The following is a 17,175-nucleotide window of genomic DNA, read 5'->3' as shown; positions in this document are numbered from 1 at the left end:
GAGCGGACCATAGGAGCGAAGCTCTGTTTGGGCAACCTGTGAATTATCAAAATGTTCCGCCAAAAGAGAAAATTCCTCTCGCGCCGGCCGCCACCATATTTGTTTCACATCGCTGGCGTACCGTTTTCCACCCTATCGGTTCGCTTTTGATCGAGATTGCAGGAAGGAAATTCCATGATACGCCCGATGATCCACACAGCCGCACTTCTTGTTGCCGTCTCGTCGGCTGTCCTGCCTGCGTCCGCATCTTCGGACGATGCGTGGAAGGAATTCGTGGCGGATGTGCAGACTGCCTGTCTTGCCGCAGCCGGAGACATGATCGACGACGCCAAGGCGGCCGTCGATCCCGTTGGCAGCGAGAATTACGGTCTTGCCATCCTGACCGGCAGGGCAAAGGGCGCGGATGTAACGGTCAGCCATATCTGCGTCTATGACAAGAAGACAAAGGCCGTGGAACTCGGCAGCGAACTTGCCGGCGATACGCTGAAGGTGGAAATTCCCGGCTCCACCAAGCCCTGACGCGGGTCAAAAACGCGGCGTGGTATCGCCTTCGCCCAGTGCGCGCTGCATCAGCACAGTGTCCAGCCATTGACCGTGTTTCCAGCCGATGGATTTGAAGGTTCCGACGTGCTCGAAACCGGCGGCGCGATGTACGCCGACCGAAGCCGCATTTGCGCTGTCGCCGATGACGGCGATCATCTGCCGGAAGCCGCGCACGGTCGCCTCCTTGATGAGCGCGTCGAGCAGCTTGCGGCCAATACCCATGCCTTTCATCGAAGGGTCGATGTAAACGGAATCCTCAACCGTCGCGCCATAGGCCGGGCGGGCGCGATAAGCCCCGGCATAGGCATATCCCGCCACCTTGCCGTCACGCTCAGCGACGAGATAGGGGAAATTGCCCTCCACCAGAAGGCGGCGGCGCTCAGCCATCGTTTCCGCCGTTGGCGGATCGATCTCGAAGCTGGCGCGGCCATGCAAAACGGCGTCCCGGTAAATTTCGGTAATGGCTGGGATATCCGCCTCTTCACAGGGGCGGATCAGAAGGCTGGAAACGGTGGAAAGGGTCATTCTCTTGTCCTGCGGATCATTCACATCGTCATTGTGCATTGCGGCGCAGCCAAAATAAAGATTATCTGACTTATACAAACGATAAGGTTTTCTTTGATGATGGATCTCGACCTTCGGCAAGTGCGAAGTTTCATGGATGTGGCCGATCTCGGCAGCTTTTCCGCCGCCGCCGACAAGGCCGGAGTGACGCAGCCGGCCATCAGCCTGCACATAAGGCTGCTTGAAAAACAGCTGGGTGTGCGGCTGATCGAGAGGGTGGGCAGGCGCGCCCAGCCGACGGCGGCGGGCCGCGACTTCCTCATTCATGCAAGGCGGATTGCAGAAGAGGTGGCGCACGCCATCGATACGGTCGCGCCGCATCGCAGCGGGGTGATGGGACGCCTGCGCATCGGCACGGGCGCCACCGCCTGCATCTATCTCCTGCCGCCGGTTCTGGGGCGGATTCGCGCAGCCATGCCTGGCATCGAGATCGTCGTGCAGACGGGCAATACCCACGATATCCTACGGCTTCTGGAGGCCAACACGATCGACGTCGCCGTGGTGGCCCTGCCCGCCAGCGGCCGCAGCCTCGATATCAGCGATATCCATTTCGATGAGCTGGTCGCCGTCTTCCCGAAAGATATGATCGCGGACACAGCGCTGCTCACCGCAGATGTGCTCTCGACCAAGCCGCTGTTGCTCTACGAGGGCGGCAATACGCGCAGGCTGGTGGATCAATGGTTCGCTGCAAGCGGTCGTGCCGTGCAGCCGACGATGGAACTCGGCAGCGTGGAAGCCATCAAGAAACTGGCCGGGGCCGGGCTTGGGCTCGCCATCGTGCCAAGGATGGCGGTGGAGCAGGAAGCCACCTCATCTGGGCTCGAGTGGCGTTCGCTCGAGCCGCCACTCGAACGCCGGATCGCGCTGGCCATGCGCCGCGACAAACATATGACGGCGCCGCTGAGGGCGCTTGCCGCTGCGCTGGAGGATGTGCGGAAGGGATGAGGCCCGCGCCGGTTTTTGGGCACAGGTCAGACCATCGGAGCCGATAGCGATAGTGCGCATTTAATCAACGTCATCCTTTGGGCTCGTCCCAAAGATCTGAGCACGTCCACAAATCAATCGGTTGCAGATCCTCGCGACGAGCCCGAGGATGACGTCGCGAGGGGGAACCTCAGTAACAACATTGCCCGCGCCCTTTGATGACGCGGGCCTCGCCGGCGAAACTCAGAACTCCGTCCAGTCGTCACCCTTCACGGCCAGTGCCGCATTGCCGCGTGCAGCGATCGGGCGGGCTTTCGGGGCGGAGGTGACCGGCGCAGGGGCCGGGCTTGCAACGCGCTGCATCTGCCGCGCCGTCTCCCGCAGGGCCGAGGTCTGGTGGCCAAGCTGGAACTGCGCCAGCAGCGCCTGGAGGTTGGCGCATTCCTGTGCGAGCCCCGCACCGGCCGCATTCATTTCCTCGACCATGGCAGCATTCTGCTGCGTGGCCTGATCCATGTGGTTGACGGCGGTGTTGACCTCGGAAAGGCCGGCCGACTGTTCCTGCGCCGCCGTGGCGATGGCGTCCATGTGGCTGTTGACGGAAAGCACCAGCTGCTCGATCTCGGAAAGCCCGACGCCGGTATCGGCCACCAGCTTCACGCCTTCGCCCACCGCAACGGCTGACGTATTGATGAGCTGCTTGATTTCCTTGGCCGCATTGGCGGAGCGCTGCGCCAGTTCGCGCACCTCCTGTGCAACGACGGCAAAGCCCTTGCCGGCATCGCCCGCCCTCGCCGCTTCAACGCCGGCATTCAGCGCCAGAAGGTTGGTCTGGAAGGCGATCTCATCGATCACGCCGATGATCTGACCGATCTGACGCGAGGAATGTTCGATGCGTTCCATGGCGGCAACGGCATCGCGCACCACCTTGCCGGAAAGATCGGCCTTCGTCCGCGCTTCCCGTACCGTGTCGCGCGCTTCGCCGGCGCGTTTGGACGTGGCGGACACGTTGGCGGTGATCTCTTCCAGCGCGGCGGCTGTCTCTTCCAGGGAGGCGGCCTGCTGTTCGGTGCGGCGGGAAAGATCGTCGGATGCCGACGACACCTCGTGTGCGCCGCCATTCACCGTCTGCACGGACTGGCCGACGCTGGTCAGCGCTTCGCGAAGCTGGTGCACGGAGCTGTTGAAATCGTGCCGTAGCGCCTCGAATTGCGGCGCGAATGGCGTGGCGATCTCGCAGAGCATATCGCCCGAGGCGAGGCGGCGCAGGCCGCCTGCCAGCGAACCCGTCGCCTGGTTGAGCCGTGCTTCGGCTTCGGCCTCGGCACGCTGCTGCAGCTCGATGCGGTCGCGTTCGGCCTGTTCCCGGTTTGCGACGGCATCCGCCTCCAGCTGCCGATTGCGGATGGCGGCCTCACGGAAAACTTCCACGGCCCGGGCCATCTCGCCGATCTCGTCACCGCGTTTTGCGCCAGCGATATCGATTGCGAGATTGCCGCCCGACAGTGCCATCATGGCATTGGTCAGCCGGCTGATCGGCCGGGTGACGCGGCCGACGATGACGGCGAGCGAGACAATGCAGAGGGCGAGCGTGACCACGAAGACCGCGAGAAAGATCACCGCATCGGTGAAGGCTTCCTGTTTCGCCTTCTCGGCGTTGGCATCCAGCACGTCCATGGCGGCAGAAGCGATCTTGGCAATCGTGCCGAGATTTTCCGTGACGGTGGTGCGCCAGCTATCCATGGTAAAGGACGGCGTGCGGCCATTGTTCAGATCTTAGATGAGCTTGGTTCGCTGGGCGTTGAAATCGCCCTTGAAATAAGTCTTGTCCGCAGTGGCGTAGATGTCCTTGAGCGATTGCGGCGCCGATTCATGCGCCACGAGATCGCCCGTTGCTTTCCACGCGAAAGCCGCGCCGGCATCGAAGGCGCCGAGCTGCTGCATTTCCTGGGCGGTAAGAGGACGGTTCTGCGCCACAGCAGCGTTGAGGACAACGGTGGCGCTGCCACCAAGCGCGCGGGCGGACCAGCCGTAGGATCGCAGCTGAATGAGGCCTGTCTGGCCCTGATCCAGCGAACGGACGGCGCCTTCCAACGCAGTCGAGCCGGCTTCGAGAGACGCAAGGAAATCGGCGCCCAGCGTCATCACGGTCTTGTCGAGGCCGTTTTCGCGCCGATCAAGCGGCTGGGAAATATTGGCGTCCACCTTCTTTCGCAGGTCGACGAACTGTGCGTAGACATCGCTCACGCGCTTGAGCGGCCCCTGGAGCTTCGCATCTGCAATCGACGGAGACTGCGCGATAAAGGCCGTCATGGCGGCATCCACCTTCTGACGCGCCGCCTGCACGCTGGCGACGCTGCCCGCCGATTTCGAAGGATCGACAGTGAGCGCGGTGGCGCTGTCGCCGCGCTCACTGCGGAAATTCAGAAGCGCGTTGAAGAGAAGCTTGTCGAGCGCGACAAGCTGCGCAACCTCAGAAAAGGCGCTGGCGCGATTGACCGAGCGCCAGGCTTCGTTGCCGACCAGACCGGCAAGTGCAAGGCTGATGGTGAGAAAAAAACCTACAAGTACATTTCGAATGCTGAAAGACATCTGGCGGCCCCCGCTGCCCGGAAGTGAAGATGTCGCAAGCTACAATTCTGTTTTCTAAAATTGGATTAAATTACCCCCTGTTTTCAGGGTTTTTTTGCATCGCAAAAAAATGGCCATGACCGAACGAATGTCTGTCATGGCCGTTTCACGCGAATAGATGCAGAATTCAGACGTCTGCGCCGAGACGTGCCCATTCCATGTAAAGATCAAGCGCCTTGCGGGCGACCGGGCCGGCCTGCAGCTCGCGGTCGTCGAGCTTCACGACAGGCGAAACCTTGGAATAGTTGCCGGAGCAGAAGATTTCGTCGGCCTCACGGAAATCCTCAACCGAAAGCGTCGCTTCCCGCACGTCAAAACCGGCCTGGCGCAGAAGACCGATCACGCGTGAACGGGTGATGCCGGCAAGGAAGGTACGGTTCGGGACCGGCGTGAGAACGACGCCGTCCTTGACCATGAAGATGTTGGCGGAGGCTGATTCCGCGACATTTCCGTTCATGTCCCGCATCAGGGCGTTGTCGAAACCGCGTGAGCGCGCTTCCAGAATCGCGCGGCCGCTATTCGGATAAAGGCTGCCTGCCTTCGCGTCCGTCATTGCCGTTTCCGGCGAAGGGCGGCGCAGCGGCGAGACGGTGAGCGTCAGCGGCTTGCCGGCGTCCATCGGCGCTTCGAAAAGGCAGAGCGCAAACCGGGTGGAACTGGCATCCGGTGCAACGACGCTGCCGGGCATGCCGTGTTCGGCCCAGTACATAGGCTTGATGTAGATCGCCATCTTGCCGTCGAATTTCTTCACGCCTTCGAGCGCCAGGGCCTCGATTTCCTCGGCGGTCATGGTCGGCTTCATGCCCATGTTGACGGCAGAGCGATTGACGCGCTGGCAGTGCAGATCAAGATCAGGCGCGACGCCATCGAACCAGCGTGCACCATCGAATACCGCAGAGGCCAGCCACATGGCATGCGAGGTTGGCCCGATGAGCGGCGGATTGCCAGGCAGCCATTGACCGTCAACATAGGTCCAGGTGGTTGATCGGGGTGCGGTATCGACGCTCATGATGGTCTCCTGTCTCGAGCGTTTCCGTTCGGTAAAAACGCTCCGTCTTTTTGTTCTGATGCATTGCCGGATGAGGAACGCTGTGCGCGCGCAACCTGGCATGTGCGGGAAATCGGCCGGAGTGAATGCCTCTCCCTCAATGAGGTCAAGTTTTAATTGCCGCGATTTCTGATTTTGATGGAAAATAACAAAGCAGCGGCCCCGGCAGGATGTTTTATGAGGCGAAACAAAAGGTTGGTGAATAGATTCATCACAATAATTCATCGATTGAATGATGGCGGGGCGATTTCGCCCATGCGATGCTGACGATCTGACGGCAGCCCGCAGGAGAAAAATCATGGCATGGTCCGCACAGCAATATCTGAAATTCGAAGACGAGCGGACGCGCCCGGCGCGGGATCTCCTGGCCCAGGTGCCGCTGGAGCGGGTGCTGAACGGCTATGACCTCGGTTGCGGTCCCGGCAATTCCACCGAGCTTCTGACCGACCGTTACGGCGTCAATGTCATCACCGGTATTGATAGCGATGATGATATGCTGGCGAAGGCAGCAGACCGGCTGCCGACCACCCGCTTCGGCAAGGCCGACCTCGCGCATTGGAAACCGGCGCAGAAGGCGGACCTGCTTTACGCCAATGCCGTTTTCCAGTGGGTGCCGGATCATCTCGCCATTCTTTCGCAGCTGATGGACCAGCTGGAAAGCGGCGGCGTTCTGGCCGTGCAGATGCCTGACAATCTGCAGGAGCCGACGCATATCGCGATGCATGAGACAGGTGACGAAGGCCCATGGAAACAGACTTTTTCCGATGGCCGGTTGCGGCGCAAACCCCTGCCCGCACCTTCGGATTATTTCAATGCGCTTTCACCGAAATCCGTGCGGGTGGATGTGTGGCACACGATCTATAATCACCCGATGAAAGATGCGGATAGCATTGTCGAATGGGTGAAGGGCACGGGGCTGCGCCCCTATCTCGCCGCCGCCGGCGAGGAGAACCGCGAAGCCTTCCTCGCCGACTATACGCGGCGTATCAGGGAGGCCTATCCGCCGATGGCGGATGGCCGGTTGCTTCTGCGGTTTCCCCGCCTTTTTGTCGTGGCGGTCAAGACGTAGGGCATCAGATGCGACGTGCGATTGTCACACGCGGACGCCTCCCCACCGCCCTCATTCCTGTGCCTGTCCCAGGAATCCAGCCAACCCAAGTCCTTGGGCTGGCAGGGCTCTCCCCGCCGCGCAGACGCGCGTCGACTGGATCCCTGTGACAAGCACAGGGATGGGAGCGTGCGGAATACCGCGTGCATGGACGAGGATGGCTTTATTTGACCAACCCGGCCAAGCCGCTTGTCATCAGCTCGCGAAGGCATAGACCCGGAGGCGATGGCTGTCCGGGTCGGCGGCCGTGAAGGTATAACCGAACTCCATTTTCGCTGGCTGCTGCAGCATGGCGACGCCTCTTGCCTTCCAGCTCGCGAAAGTCTCTTCCACCTGAAGGTCGTTTTCGACGCGGAAGGCGAGTTCGACGCCGCCGCCCGTAACGGATGCCTTCGGTTCCACCGTGTGCCGCGACCAGAGGCCGAGCTTCATGCCGTTGGCAAGGACGAAGAGGGAAAATGTCGGGGAGGCTTCGACGGGATCGACGCCCAGCAGGGCCTTGTAGAACTCGGTGCTGGCCGGCGGATTATCGACGTAAAGAATGGTGAAATCGGGGTGGGTCATGGTTGTTCTCCTGTGTTGCGGATGAACGGTTTCTAGACCCCGATGCTGTCAGTTTTTGTCAGCATGTTGCCGCCGCCGCTGTTTTTCCCGTTCGCGCCATTCTTTCAGCAGCACCTGGCGGCGGCGCGGATAACGGCCGTCGAGAGGACGAAAGCTTTCGATGCGGTCAGCCCGGAAACTGCGGTAGTCCTGCCGTGTCTCGCACCAGCCCAGCACCACCCGCACCAGATCGAAAAAAGCGAGTGCGAAAGGCCAGATGACCCGCTCCGTCACGTCCCCCTTTTCGTCGCGATAGGTGATGACGACCCTGCTTTCCCTGCGAATCGTATCGCGAATGGCCGCCAGATCGACATGGATGGCCGCAAGCCCCCGCCCCGGACCGACAAGCAGGGTGGAGTGATCGAGTTCCTCGCGCAGGGCTTCGGGCAGAACGGCGCCGATCTTGACGAGTGCGGCGCGCGCAGCCTCCGCCAATCCGGCATCGGCGCGGCCCGCCACCCAGCGCGAGCCGAGCACCAGCGCCTCGATTTCGTGCTGGGAAAACATCAACGGCGGCAGCAGGAAACCGGGACGCAGCACATAACCCACGCCCGCTTCGCCCTCGATATCGGCGCCCTGCGCCTGAAGCGTTGCTATATCACGGTAGAGCGTGCGCAGGCTGACGCCGGTCTTCGCGGCAAGGGCTGCACCACTCACCGGCATGCGGTGGGAACGAAGAATCTGCAACAGATCAAGAAGCCGTTGTGAACGTGACACGCGACATTTCCTTCCACCCCGCACGGTCGGATCATCTATTGACGATGCCCGCGATAGACGCGTAGCGCTGCCAGCCGCCGTGCGCAACCACGCAAAAAAGGGTGGACAAGGCCGCGTAGCCAGCATGTAGATAAGGGTAGGGATTTCCACGCGCCCTCACCCGCCACAGGCATTTCGAGTTTCCACCATGATCGTTCGTCCAAAACCGAACCTGCTGCAGCTTTTCCTCATCGTGCGCGGCTCCATCATCGTCCGCATCTTTCCGCAGGTGCTTGCGGTTTTCCTGCTGTCGACGCTGGTGGTCTGGGCGCACAAGGATCGCCCGGATCTGGTGCCGGCGCTAAATGGAGCGCCGTTCTCGCTGCTCGGCATCGCGCTTTCGGTGTTTCTCGGTTTTCGCGCCAATGCCTGTTACGATCGCTGGTGGGAAGCCCGCAAGCAGTGGGGCGCGCTGATTACCGTGGCCCGCACGCTCTCGCGCCAGACCGTGATGCTGGAAGGCCGGCAGGATGTGGCCGATCCCGTCACCCGCAGACGGATCACCGATCTTGTCATCGCCTTCTGTCACGCGCTGGTCTCACATCTGCGTCCGGCGAATGCGACGGTCACCACCGACCTCATTCCGGAGGACCTTTCGCTGACCTATGCCCGCAGCCGCAACAGGCCGGACATGCTGCTGCGGGAAATCTCCGGCGCCATCGTCGCCGCTCATGGCAAAGGCCAGATCAGCGATATACAGTTGCAGATGCTGGATGCGACCGTGCAGCAGATGGGCGCCGCACAGGCTTCGTGCGAGCGCATTCGCCACACGCCGGTTCCTTTCGGTTATTCGCTGCTGCTGCACCGGACCGCGCATCTTTTCTGCCTTCTCCTGCCGTTCGGTTTCACCGATCTGCTCGGCTGGGCAACGCCTTTCACGAGTACGTTGATCGCCTATACGTTTTTCGGCCTCGATGCGCTGTCCGACGAGCTGGAGGACCCCTTCGGCACCGGCCTCAACGCGCTGCCGATCAATGCCCTTGCCACCACAATCGAGATCAATCTGCGCGAGGCGATCGGCGATACCGACCTGCCGGCCGATCCGCGTCCGGTGGATTACGTGCTGATGTGACTGGCGTCGCCGGGTTGAAACCGATCGTGCGGATACCAGTTAATGAAAGACGGCTTCCCTGCCCGGCGTCCCGCGCCGGCCATGTTTCAGCAAACAGGAGAGACATCCCATGTATGACGTCAGCGCAAATGGCGCGAACATTCCCGCCCTCGGTTTCGGCACCTTCCGCATTCCGGAAGACGATGTCAGGCGCATTCTGCCGGAGGCGCTGAAGCTCGGTTTCCGCCATGTCGATACCGCGCAGATCTACAAGAACGAAGGGGCCGTGGGCGAAGTCATCGCCAAGTCGGGCATTTCCCGGCACGATATATTCCTGACCACAAAGGTCTGGGTGGACCGCTATCGCCACGACGATTTTCTCGCTTCCGTTGATGAGAGTCTTGCAAAGCTGAAGACCGACTATGTCGACCTTTTGCTGCTGCACTGGCCAAAGAGCGATGTGCCGCTTGCCGAGCGCATGGGCGCGCTGAACGCGGTGCGCAAGGCCGGAAAGGCGCGCAATATCGGCATTTCCAACTTTAACGTGGCGCTGACCGAAGAGGCGGTGAAACTGTCCGACACGCCGCTTGCCACCAACCAGATCGAATATCACCCCTATCTCGACCAGACCAAGGTGATTGCGGCTGCGCGCAAGCACGGCATGTCGGTGACAGCCTATTACCTGATGGCCGACGGCAAGGTGCCGAACGACCCTGTTCTGAAGGATATCGGCGCGAGGCATGGCAAAACCGCCGCGCAGGTAGCCCTTCGCTGGGCGGTACAACAGCCGGATATCGTGGCGCTTTCCAAGACGGCGACGGAAAGCCGCCTCAAGGAGAATTTCGATATTTTCGATTTTGCGCTCTCGGAAGAAGAAATGCAGGCGATCCATGCGCTGGCAAAGCCAAATGGCCGCATTGTCAGCCCCGGCCACCTCGCGCCCGACTGGGACAACTGAGGCGACGGGGCCGTTTGGTCCCCCCTTATCGCTCGGTCAAGGCCAGCTTCGCCCCCAGCGCCACGAATGCGGCGGCGAAGCTGCGTCTCAGCCAGGCGAGGACCGCCGGGCGTGACACCACCTGCCGCCGGACCGAGGCGGCAAAACAGCCGTAAAGCGCAAAGACCAGAAACGTCATGGCCATGAAGATCAGCCCGAGATCGACCACGCGCCATGTCGGCAAAGCCTCATCCGGCGCGATGAACTGCGGCAGGAAGGCAAAAAAGAAGATCGACAGTTTCGGGTTCAGCAGATTGATGAGGATCGCCTCACCGATGACGCGGGCGGCTTTCTGCGGCTGCCTCGTCTCATCGATCTTCAGCGCGCCATTCTCCTGCAGCGTGTTCCACGCCATGTAGAGCAGATAGGCGACCCCCAGATATTTGACCACGCTAAAGGCCAGCGCACTGGTGTGCAGGATGGCGGCAAGACCGGTGATGGCGGCGAGCAGATGCGGCACGATGCCGAGCGTGCAGCCGAAAGCCGCAATGACGCTCGCCCGCGTCCCCTGCGAAAGGCCGGCAGCCAGCGTGTAAACCACGCCGGTGCCCGGAGAGGCAGCGACGATGAAGGATGTGATGAGGAATTCGGGTGTCATGATGCAGTGTCCTGTGGGTGAAGGACGAGAGCATGGTGATGACTGGGGCGGGTGTCTTGGATGAAATTGCAGGGCCAAATCCGCACACCGTCACCCCGGCCCCCGAGCCGGGGTCCAGCGTGGTCAAGTCCTTGACCACGAAAGACTTCTTTCACGGCGCAGACGCGCCATGGCTGGATGCCGGATCTAGTCCGGCATGACGGAAGAGAGCGACGATCCGCCGCCCGTCGCCGCCCGGTAAACCGCCGGCGTCACCCCGAACTGGCGCACGAAAACGCGGTTCAGATGGCTCTGGTCGGCAAAACCGGCAAGGAAGGCAACCTCGGCCGGCGGCTTACCTCCGGCCAGCGCGTGCCGGGCCAGATGGACGCGCCGCTGGAGAAGATAGCTGTGCGGCGTCAGGCCGGTTGCTTTTGCGAAGGCGCGCAGGAAACGGAATTGGCTCATGCCGGCTTCCGCGGCCAGATCGGCAAGGCGGAACGGGTGGGCAGGGTCGTCATCGATGCTGCTTTTCGCGCGCCTGATGGTGTCGGGCGAGGTCACCACGGGCGGTTTAGCCGCCGTCTCCATCGCAGCCGCCAGAAGCATCAGCAAGGTCTCGTCGCTGTGCAGGGTTTCGCCCGGACGTTCCTTTGCAGTGACGGCGGAAAAGACAGCGTTGAACCGCTCCGCCAAAGGCCTTGCACCAACAGGATAGGCGAATTCGAAAAAGCCGCGATCCTTCTCACAGACATCGGCAATGACATCGCGCACGATATCGACGCCGAGATAGAGCATCCGCCAGGCGCGGCCGCCCTCCCCGAGCGGGATACCGTCATGTATCTCGCCGGGATTGACGGTGATGACCTGACCGGCGGCCGCTTCCACCATGCCACGGCCGGAAAGCGATTTCTGCGCGCCGCGTTCGATGACGCCGATACCGAATTGATCATGCATATGGCGTGGGAAAGAACGATCGCTATCCGCCACTACGGCGACGACACCGGGCATGCTGGTTTTCGGCATCAGGAACCGGCCTTGGGCCATGAAAGCGCGCACTCCTCAGATAGGAGCGCGACGCTATCACAGGATGTCCCCATGCGACAGACGCTGCCGCTCAAGGATGCATATGGTTGATCATGGCGAAGACCTGATCGAAATTTCCGTTCTGCGCGGCAAACCGCAGCGGCTTGCAGCGTTCCACCACCACTTCCTTCTCGTCCGGACGATTTTCGAGGATATCCATGACTTCGGCAATGAAGGCATCAAGCGGCATGGCTCTTTCATCCTTCGCCTGCCCCTCACCCATCAGCGTCGTCTGCACGTAAGGCGGCACGATTTCGATGACTTCCACCGGCGTCTCTTCAAGCTGCTCGCGCAGAGCGACCGAATAGGCATGAATGGCGGATTTGGTGGCGCTGTAGGTGGGGGTCAGCACCATCGGCACGAAGGCGAGGCCGGAGGAGACCGTCAGCACCGTCGCGGCGGGTTGCTTGAGGAAATGCGGCAAAAGCGCCGCCGTCAGGCGGATGGGTGCAAGAAGATTGGTAGCGATGGTTTCTTCGGCCGTGTCCAGATAATCCGGGGCTGCGGCGATGTCTTCCGGCCGCATGATGCCGGCATTGTTGATGACGGCGTTGAGAGTGGGATGGGCCTTTACCAGAGCCTCTGCGAAAGCGCGGATGCCTGCCGCGTCAGTCGCATCCATCACCATCGAGGCCATGGCGGGATTGGCGGCCGTCACCTCGTCGAGTACGGCCTTGCGCCGGCCGGAAATGATGACCCTGTTGCCGGCCTTGTGAAAGGCCTCCGCCAGAGCACGACCGATGCCGGAACCGCCGCCGGTGATGAGAATGGTATTGCCAGAGATTTTCATGGGAACATCCTTTGCTTGTTGGCTGAAAGGAAGTTAGCTATGATGCTCTCCAATCGAAAGTAGGCACCCAAAAGATTTATACTTACTAAATGGAGAGTGTAAAATGAAGCGGCACGCAGCCGACCCGGCCATCGAGAACCGGCGCAAGGTTCCGCCACCCACGGATACAGATCCGGCAATAGAGGCGCTGGTTCAGGACATCATTGCCAAGGTGGCCGACAAATGGACGATGCTCATTCTCGAAGTGCTGGAAGAGCACGGCACGCTGCGCTTTACGCAGATCGGCAAACATGTCGGCAATATCAGCCAGAAGATGCTGACGAAGACGCTGCGGCAGATGGAAAGCGACGGGCTGGTGCGCCGCACCGTCCATCCCGTCATTCCACCACATGTGGATTATGCTCTGACGAATCTTGGCCGCACGCTGGGCAGCGCTTTTTGCGGGGTGTGGATATGGGCGGAAACGCACCATGCCGAAATAGAAGAGGCGCGGCGCCTGTTCAACGAACAGCCGCCACGCCCCGCGATGGAATAGTCCGGCTCAGGCGAACTGGCTGAGGCCCGGGACCGAGGCGATCACCTGATCGACGGTTTCATCGCCGGCATGCTGGCGGGCAGCGGCGATGGTTTCCTTGGCGAGGGTGGAAATCTCGCTCATGCCAAGGCCCTGGCTCATCAGCTGCTGGCCAAGCCCCATGATGCCGCCGCCGCCGATGGCGCTCATCAGGCCACCGAGCAGACCGCCGCCGCCGGCACCTTCGCCATTATACTGCGCCACCAGCTCGCTCGCGCCGGGAATGGCTTCGATCATCCGCGCGATCGGGCCGTCTGCAGCCTCGCGCTGGAGAAAACCGAGAATCATGCCAATGGCCTTTTCAGCCAGTTCAGGGTCGATCCCCGCCTTTGCGGCGATCTGATCCACGACTTCGTTCATTCTTGCCTCCTGTTGAAAAACGACGTCAACTTCTACGAACTGACGTTAACGTCAACGTAAAACAATCTCATGTGGCATTCAAGCGGCCATGAGCGGTGCGGCAACTTTCATCAAGCGCTTTTTCTTCATCGCCATCAAGCAGTTGTTGCGCCTTGAAACTGTCCTTATAAGATCATCGCAACCAAACTATGAAAGGGCTGCTCCCTGCCGGAGTCTCCCTATCATGCCGGAACACTTTTAATTCGGACATGACTTTTGCAAAATCCGCCGCGATTTTAGGGGTCGTGTTTCAGCCGCAGGAGAAATTGGTCGATGTTGCAGGACGGACAGCTCTATATCGGCGCCAGCCGCAATCCGGATGACAGCCTGAACAAGGGCGAATATCTGGAACTGAAATTCGGCAACCGCCACGGCCTCATCACCGGCGCGACAGGCACGGGCAAGACCGTGACGTTGCAGGTTCTGGCAGAAGGTTTTTCGAAGGCCGGCGTGCCGGTCTTCTGCGCCGATATCAAGGGTGACCTTTCCGGAATCGCGGCGGAAGGCGAAGCGAAGGACTGGGTGCAGAAGCGCGCCGAACAGATCGGCTTTACCGATTTTTCCTACGGCAAGTCGCCTGTCATCTTCTGGGATCTCTATGGCGAAAAAGGCCATCGCGTGCGTGCCACCATCGCCGAAATGGGGCCGCTGCTGCTCGCCCGGCTGATGGATGCTTCCGAGGCGCAGGAAGGCGTTCTCAACATCGCCTTCAAGATCGCCGATCAGGGCGGGCTGCCGCTGCTCGATCTGAAAGACCTGCAATCGCTCCTCAACTATATGGGCGAAAACGCAACGGAACTCTCCAACCAGTTCGGCCTGATTTCCAAGGCTTCGGTCGGTTCGCTGCAGCGCGGGCTGCTGGTTCTCGAACAGCAGGGCGCTGCCAATTTCTTCGGCGAGCCGGCGTTGAAGATCGCCGACATCATGCGTGTGGGCACGGATGGGCGCGGCACGGTTTCGGTTCTCGCCGCCGACAAGCTGATGATGAACCCGCGCCTTTACGCCACCTTCCTGCTCTGGATGCTCTCCGAACTCTTCGAAGAGCTTCCCGAGGTCGGCGATCCGGAAAAGCCGCGTCTGGTGTTCTTCTTCGATGAAGCGCATCTGCTGTTCAACGATGCGCCGCGCGTGTTGGTGGAGCGTGTGGAGCAGGTCGTGCGCCTCATCCGCTCCAAGGGCGTTGGCGTTTATTTCGTGACGCAGAACCCGCTCGACGTGCCGGAGACCGTGCTTGCCCAGCTAGGCAACCGCGTGCAGCATGCGCTGCGCGCCTATACGCCGCGCGAACAGAAAGCCGTGCGCACGGCAGCCGATACGTTTCGACAGAACCCGGCCTTCAACACGGCAGATACCATCACCACGCTCGGCACGGGTGAAGCGCTGATTTCCACCCTGCACGACAAGGGTGCGCCCTCGATCGTCGAGCGCACGCTCGTCAGGCCACCATCCGGCCGCGTCGGACCGCTGACGGATGCGGAACGCAAATCGCTGATCGATCTCAGCCCCGTCTCCGGCCAATATGACAAGGATATAGACCGGGAATCGGCTTTCGAGATTCTTGCCGTCCGTGCCCAGAAGGCGGCGGAGGCCGAGGCTGCGAAGCGTGCTGAAGAAGAAAATACCCAAAACCAGTCCGACAACGCCTCCGGCCGCTGGCGCCTGCCCGGCTTCGGTGATGACGAACCTGCGCAAAATTCCAGCGGCTCACGCAACGGCGGCACGCGCCGTTCCGGCTACCAGCGCGAAACGGTGATCGAGGCCGCGATGAAAAGTGCTGCCCGTTCGGTCGCGACTTCGGTAGGCCGCGCCATCGTACGCGGGATTTTGGGTAGTTTGAAGCGATAGCAACAAGCGCGCCGCCCGCTCTCGATGGAGCGGGCGGCGCTTGATTGGCGTGGTTATCACTTCTCGCGGTAGAAGATCATGCCGCCGTGGTAGAGAATGTCGTCCACGAATTCGCCATCGGCCGTAAAGCCGGTATCGTCCCAATAGTCGATGTGGTTTCCCTTCACCTCATATCGTCCCTGATAGGCGCTCTTGCGGTTACCCCGCGCCTCGTCGTAGCGGCCATTGGGCAGAAGTTCCTGACGAACGTGGCCATCGCCGGTGACCCACATGCCGACATAAGGGTGGTTCTTTATTTGGGCCGTCTCCGTCATCTTCACTTCCGTGGCGTTGCTAGATTTGCGGTTCTCCCCTTCGGCGGAAGCCGCCGCAAGCAGAAGCGCAACCGATGTCGATACGATGTTCATTGTCTCTCAACTCCCGTTGCGGCATTGGCGCGGCGTTCCTCGAACAGTTCCGCAAGCGTGCGTGATGCGGCGATGGCCTTTGGGAAGCCCGCAGGAACGGTGATGAGATAGATCATCTCCTTCAGTTCCTCGTCGGTTGCGCCCACATTCAGCGCATAGCCGGCGTGGACCTTCATCAGATCACGCTCGCCAAGGGCCGCCATGACAGCGACGGCGGCCAGCTGGCGGGTGCGGTTATCCAGGCCCGGCCGCGACCAGACCTCACCCAGGGCATACCCTTCTGTTGCCTGCGCCAGGAACGGAAACTCCTGCCGCATGCGCTCCAGATTGGCCTGCGGCTGGCCATTGTTGAGGCTGCGGACGACCTCATCGCCGCGTTTCAAACGGTCATCCATGTGCTGCGTATTTGCGAGTGCGGCGGCAGATCCCGCGAGCATGGCAATCGCAAGCGCGGTCGAAAAAATGGCTTTCATGTCAATCTCCTCAGGCAGCGGTGGGGCGGACAACGATTTCGTTGACGTCCACATCGTCAGGCTGTTCGATGGCGTAGCGCACCGCGCGGCCGATCGCGTCCGGCTTCAGGGCGATGGCCCTGTAGCTCTGCATCAGTTCGGCGGCGGCCGGGTCGGTGATGGTGTGGGCGAGTTCGCTTTCCACCACGCCGGGGTGAATGCAGGTGACACGCAGGTCGCGGTTTTCCTGCCGCAGCCCGTCCGAAATCGCCCGCACGGCAAATTTCGTCGCGCAATAAACGGCCGCCGTTGGCGAGACCGCGAGCGCGCCAATGGAAGCGATGTTGATGATGTGGCCGGAGGCACGTGCGGTCATCTCGGGCAGAACGGCCGCGACGCCATAAAGCACGCCCTTGATGTTGACGTCGATCATGCGGTCCCATTCATCGACCTTGAGCGACGACATCAGCGACAGCGGCATGATGCCGGCATTGTTTACGATGACGTCGATATCACCGAAAGCCTTGCGGCCTGCCTCTGCGAAGGCCTCGACGCTCTGCCTGTCGGTGACGTCAAGCGCATGGACGACGACGTCGGCGCCCGTGCGGCGCAGTTCTTCGGCCAGCGCCTCAAGGCGATCCAGCCGGCGCGCGCCGAGCACCAGTTTTGCGCCGGCGGCGGCCAGCTCTCGCGCAATGCCTTCACCGATCCCGCTCGATGCACCCGTGATGAGAACAACTTTGTTCAATGTCATGGCTATCTCCTTGCTGTTACGGTCGGCTTTTTCGAAATCGACCGTTGCAGGGAAGATAGCGCTCAG

General features: G+C 61.2%; 18 protein-coding genes and 1 pseudogene. 7 read left to right on the top strand and 12 right to left on the bottom strand.

Features of this window, described 5'->3' with window-relative positions; all coding sequences use genetic code 11:
- The first annotated feature begins 174 nt into the window (after positions 1-174).
- Complete coding sequence (locus AGR2A_RS05880; RefSeq protein ID WP_072494151.1) at positions 175-519, top strand: hypothetical protein; 345 nt, start codon at positions 175-177, stop codon at positions 517-519.
- A 6-nt stretch (positions 520-525) separates the two neighbouring features.
- Here AGR2A_RS05880 and AGR2A_RS05875 read toward each other — a convergent pair whose 3' ends face one another.
- Entirely contained in the window at positions 526-1,068 is a 543-nt protein-coding gene (locus tag AGR2A_RS05875) for a GNAT family N-acetyltransferase (protein WP_022555811.1), read from the bottom strand.
- A gap of 96 nt (positions 1,069-1,164) precedes the next feature.
- Between AGR2A_RS05875 and AGR2A_RS05870 the strand changes: the two genes are divergently transcribed.
- The gene (locus AGR2A_RS05870; RefSeq protein WP_072494150.1) at positions 1,165-2,052 is read left to right on the top strand and encodes a LysR family transcriptional regulator; all 888 of its coding nucleotides are present in this window, start codon (positions 1,165-1,167) and stop codon (positions 2,050-2,052) included.
- A gap of 222 nt (positions 2,053-2,274) precedes the next feature.
- Here AGR2A_RS05870 and AGR2A_RS05865 read toward each other — a convergent pair.
- Together AGR2A_RS05865 and AGR2A_RS05860 are read right to left on the bottom strand one after the other, a co-directional pair.
- Positions 2,275-4,623, bottom strand: a pseudogene (locus AGR2A_RS05865) (methyl-accepting chemotaxis protein).
- Between the two features lie 166 nt (positions 4,624-4,789).
- The gene (locus AGR2A_RS05860) at positions 4,790-5,671 is read right to left on the bottom strand and encodes a branched-chain amino acid aminotransferase (protein WP_072494149.1); all 882 of its coding nucleotides are present in this window, start codon (positions 5,669-5,671) and stop codon (positions 4,790-4,792) included.
- A gap of 337 nt (positions 5,672-6,008) precedes the next feature.
- On the opposite strand from AGR2A_RS05860, the gene tam reads away from it, so the two are divergent.
- On the top strand, positions 6,009-6,779 hold the full coding sequence (gene tam, locus AGR2A_RS05855) for a trans-aconitate 2-methyltransferase (RefSeq protein ID WP_004440553.1): 771 nt from the start codon (positions 6,009-6,011) through the stop codon (positions 6,777-6,779).
- Positions 6,780-7,013: 234 nt separating this feature from the next.
- Here tam and AGR2A_RS05850 read toward each other — a convergent pair whose 3' ends face one another.
- The gene (locus tag AGR2A_RS05850; protein ID WP_004440552.1) at positions 7,014-7,382 is read right to left on the bottom strand and encodes a VOC family protein; all 369 of its coding nucleotides are present in this window, start codon (positions 7,380-7,382) and stop codon (positions 7,014-7,016) included.
- Between the two features lie 48 nt (positions 7,383-7,430).
- On the bottom strand, positions 7,431-8,138 hold the full coding sequence (locus AGR2A_RS05845; protein WP_072494148.1) for a helix-turn-helix transcriptional regulator: 708 nt from the start codon (positions 8,136-8,138) through the stop codon (positions 7,431-7,433).
- Positions 8,139-8,325: 187 nt separating this feature from the next.
- Between AGR2A_RS05845 and AGR2A_RS05840 the strand changes: the two genes are divergently transcribed.
- Both AGR2A_RS05840 and AGR2A_RS05835 read left to right on the top strand, forming a co-directional pair.
- On the top strand, positions 8,326-9,249 hold the full coding sequence (locus AGR2A_RS05840; protein ID WP_072494147.1) for a bestrophin family protein: 924 nt from the start codon (positions 8,326-8,328) through the stop codon (positions 9,247-9,249).
- 109 nt (positions 9,250-9,358) lie between these two features.
- Positions 9,359-10,186, top strand: coding sequence for an aldo/keto reductase (locus AGR2A_RS05835; RefSeq protein ID WP_072494146.1), 828 nt, complete (start codon positions 9,359-9,361; stop codon positions 10,184-10,186).
- A 25-nt stretch (positions 10,187-10,211) separates the two neighbouring features.
- Here AGR2A_RS05835 and AGR2A_RS05830 read toward each other — a convergent pair whose 3' ends face one another.
- From AGR2A_RS05830 to AGR2A_RS05820, 3 genes are all read right to left on the bottom strand, one after another.
- The gene (locus AGR2A_RS05830) at positions 10,212-10,823 is read right to left on the bottom strand and encodes a LysE family translocator (RefSeq protein ID WP_072494145.1); all 612 of its coding nucleotides are present in this window, start codon (positions 10,821-10,823) and stop codon (positions 10,212-10,214) included.
- Positions 10,824-11,009: 186 nt separating this feature from the next.
- Positions 11,010-11,849 (bottom strand): helix-turn-helix transcriptional regulator, encoded by an 840-nt coding sequence (locus tag AGR2A_RS05825; RefSeq protein WP_072494144.1) that lies wholly within the window; start codon positions 11,847-11,849, stop codon positions 11,010-11,012.
- Positions 11,850-11,919: 70 nt separating this feature from the next.
- Complete coding sequence (locus AGR2A_RS05820; protein ID WP_072494143.1) at positions 11,920-12,678, bottom strand: SDR family oxidoreductase; 759 nt, start codon at positions 12,676-12,678, stop codon at positions 11,920-11,922.
- Between the two features lie 103 nt (positions 12,679-12,781).
- On the opposite strand from AGR2A_RS05820, the gene AGR2A_RS05815 reads away from it, so the two are divergent.
- Positions 12,782-13,213, top strand: a complete 432-nt coding sequence (locus AGR2A_RS05815) for a winged helix-turn-helix transcriptional regulator (RefSeq protein ID WP_022555799.1) — start codon at positions 12,782-12,784, stop codon at positions 13,211-13,213.
- A 6-nt stretch (positions 13,214-13,219) separates the two neighbouring features.
- Here the strand turns inward: AGR2A_RS05815 and AGR2A_RS05810 are convergent, their stop codons facing one another.
- Positions 13,220-13,612, bottom strand: a complete 393-nt coding sequence (locus AGR2A_RS05810; protein ID WP_045532513.1) for a hypothetical protein — start codon at positions 13,610-13,612, stop codon at positions 13,220-13,222.
- A 312-nt stretch (positions 13,613-13,924) separates the two neighbouring features.
- Between AGR2A_RS05810 and AGR2A_RS05800 the strand changes: the two genes are divergently transcribed.
- A complete protein-coding gene (locus AGR2A_RS05800) occupies positions 13,925-15,496 on the top strand; it encodes a helicase HerA-like C-terminal domain-containing protein (RefSeq protein WP_072494142.1) in 1,572 nt (523 codons plus the stop codon).
- A gap of 56 nt (positions 15,497-15,552) precedes the next feature.
- Here AGR2A_RS05800 and AGR2A_RS05795 read toward each other — a convergent pair whose 3' ends face one another.
- Genes AGR2A_RS05795 through AGR2A_RS05785 form a run of 3 tightly spaced genes read right to left on the bottom strand, consistent with a single transcriptional unit; the run spans position 15,553 to position 17,109 of the window.
- On the bottom strand, positions 15,553-15,903 hold the full coding sequence (locus tag AGR2A_RS05795) for an Atu4866 domain-containing protein (RefSeq protein WP_072494141.1): 351 nt from the start codon (positions 15,901-15,903) through the stop codon (positions 15,553-15,555).
- A complete protein-coding gene (locus AGR2A_RS05790) occupies positions 15,900-16,376 on the bottom strand; it encodes a carboxymuconolactone decarboxylase family protein (RefSeq protein WP_072494140.1) in 477 nt (158 codons plus the stop codon). Before AGR2A_RS05790 ends, AGR2A_RS05795 begins: the two co-directional genes overlap by 4 nt.
- Before the next feature lie 10 nt (positions 16,377-16,386).
- Complete coding sequence (locus tag AGR2A_RS05785) at positions 16,387-17,109, bottom strand: SDR family oxidoreductase (protein WP_072494139.1); 723 nt, start codon at positions 17,107-17,109, stop codon at positions 16,387-16,389.
- Positions 17,110-17,175 lie beyond the last annotated feature (66 nt).

The sequence above is a fragment of the Agrobacterium genomosp. 2 str. CFBP 5494 genome (assembly GCF_900013495.1).
Lineage (GTDB): Bacteria > Pseudomonadota > Alphaproteobacteria > Rhizobiales > Rhizobiaceae > Agrobacterium > Agrobacterium pusense.
Note: the sequence above shows the minus strand (reverse complement) of the source record. Positions and strands in the feature narration are given on the sequence as shown.

What these genes read in the sequence shown, in the direction of transcription:
- AGR2A_RS05880 (WP_072494151.1), top strand. Translation starts at nt 175, where the DNA reads ATGATACGCCCGATGATCCACACAGCCGCACTTCTTGTTGCCGTCTCG.
- AGR2A_RS05875 (WP_022555811.1), bottom strand. Translation starts at nt 1,068, where the DNA reads ATGACCCTTTCCACCGTTTCCAGCCTTCTGATCCGCCCCTGTGAAGAG.
- AGR2A_RS05870 (WP_072494150.1), top strand. Translation starts at nt 1,165, where the DNA reads ATGATGGATCTCGACCTTCGGCAAGTGCGAAGTTTCATGGATGTGGCC.
- AGR2A_RS05860 (WP_072494149.1), bottom strand. Translation starts at nt 5,671, where the DNA reads ATGAGCGTCGATACCGCACCCCGATCAACCACCTGGACCTATGTTGAC.
- tam (WP_004440553.1), top strand. Translation starts at nt 6,009, where the DNA reads ATGGCATGGTCCGCACAGCAATATCTGAAATTCGAAGACGAGCGGACG.
- AGR2A_RS05850 (WP_004440552.1), bottom strand. Translation starts at nt 7,382, where the DNA reads ATGACCCACCCCGATTTCACCATTCTTTACGTCGATAATCCGCCGGCC.
- AGR2A_RS05840 (WP_072494147.1), top strand. Translation starts at nt 8,326, where the DNA reads ATGATCGTTCGTCCAAAACCGAACCTGCTGCAGCTTTTCCTCATCGTG.
- AGR2A_RS05835 (WP_072494146.1), top strand. Translation starts at nt 9,359, where the DNA reads ATGTATGACGTCAGCGCAAATGGCGCGAACATTCCCGCCCTCGGTTTC.
- AGR2A_RS05830 (WP_072494145.1), bottom strand. Translation starts at nt 10,823, where the DNA reads ATGACACCCGAATTCCTCATCACATCCTTCATCGTCGCTGCCTCTCCG.
- AGR2A_RS05825 (WP_072494144.1), bottom strand. Translation starts at nt 11,849, where the DNA reads ATGGCCCAAGGCCGGTTCCTGATGCCGAAAACCAGCATGCCCGGTGTC.
- AGR2A_RS05820 (WP_072494143.1), bottom strand. Translation starts at nt 12,678, where the DNA reads ATGAAAATCTCTGGCAATACCATTCTCATCACCGGCGGCGGTTCCGGC.
- AGR2A_RS05815 (WP_022555799.1), top strand. Translation starts at nt 12,782, where the DNA reads ATGAAGCGGCACGCAGCCGACCCGGCCATCGAGAACCGGCGCAAGGTT.
- AGR2A_RS05810 (WP_045532513.1), bottom strand. Translation starts at nt 13,612, where the DNA reads ATGAACGAAGTCGTGGATCAGATCGCCGCAAAGGCGGGGATCGACCCT.
- AGR2A_RS05800 (WP_072494142.1), top strand. Translation starts at nt 13,925, where the DNA reads ATGTTGCAGGACGGACAGCTCTATATCGGCGCCAGCCGCAATCCGGAT.
- AGR2A_RS05795 (WP_072494141.1), bottom strand. Translation starts at nt 15,903, where the DNA reads ATGAACATCGTATCGACATCGGTTGCGCTTCTGCTTGCGGCGGCTTCC.
- AGR2A_RS05790 (WP_072494140.1), bottom strand. Translation starts at nt 16,376, where the DNA reads ATGAAAGCCATTTTTTCGACCGCGCTTGCGATTGCCATGCTCGCGGGA.
- AGR2A_RS05785 (WP_072494139.1), bottom strand. Translation starts at nt 17,109, where the DNA reads ATGACATTGAACAAAGTTGTTCTCATCACGGGTGCATCGAGCGGGATC.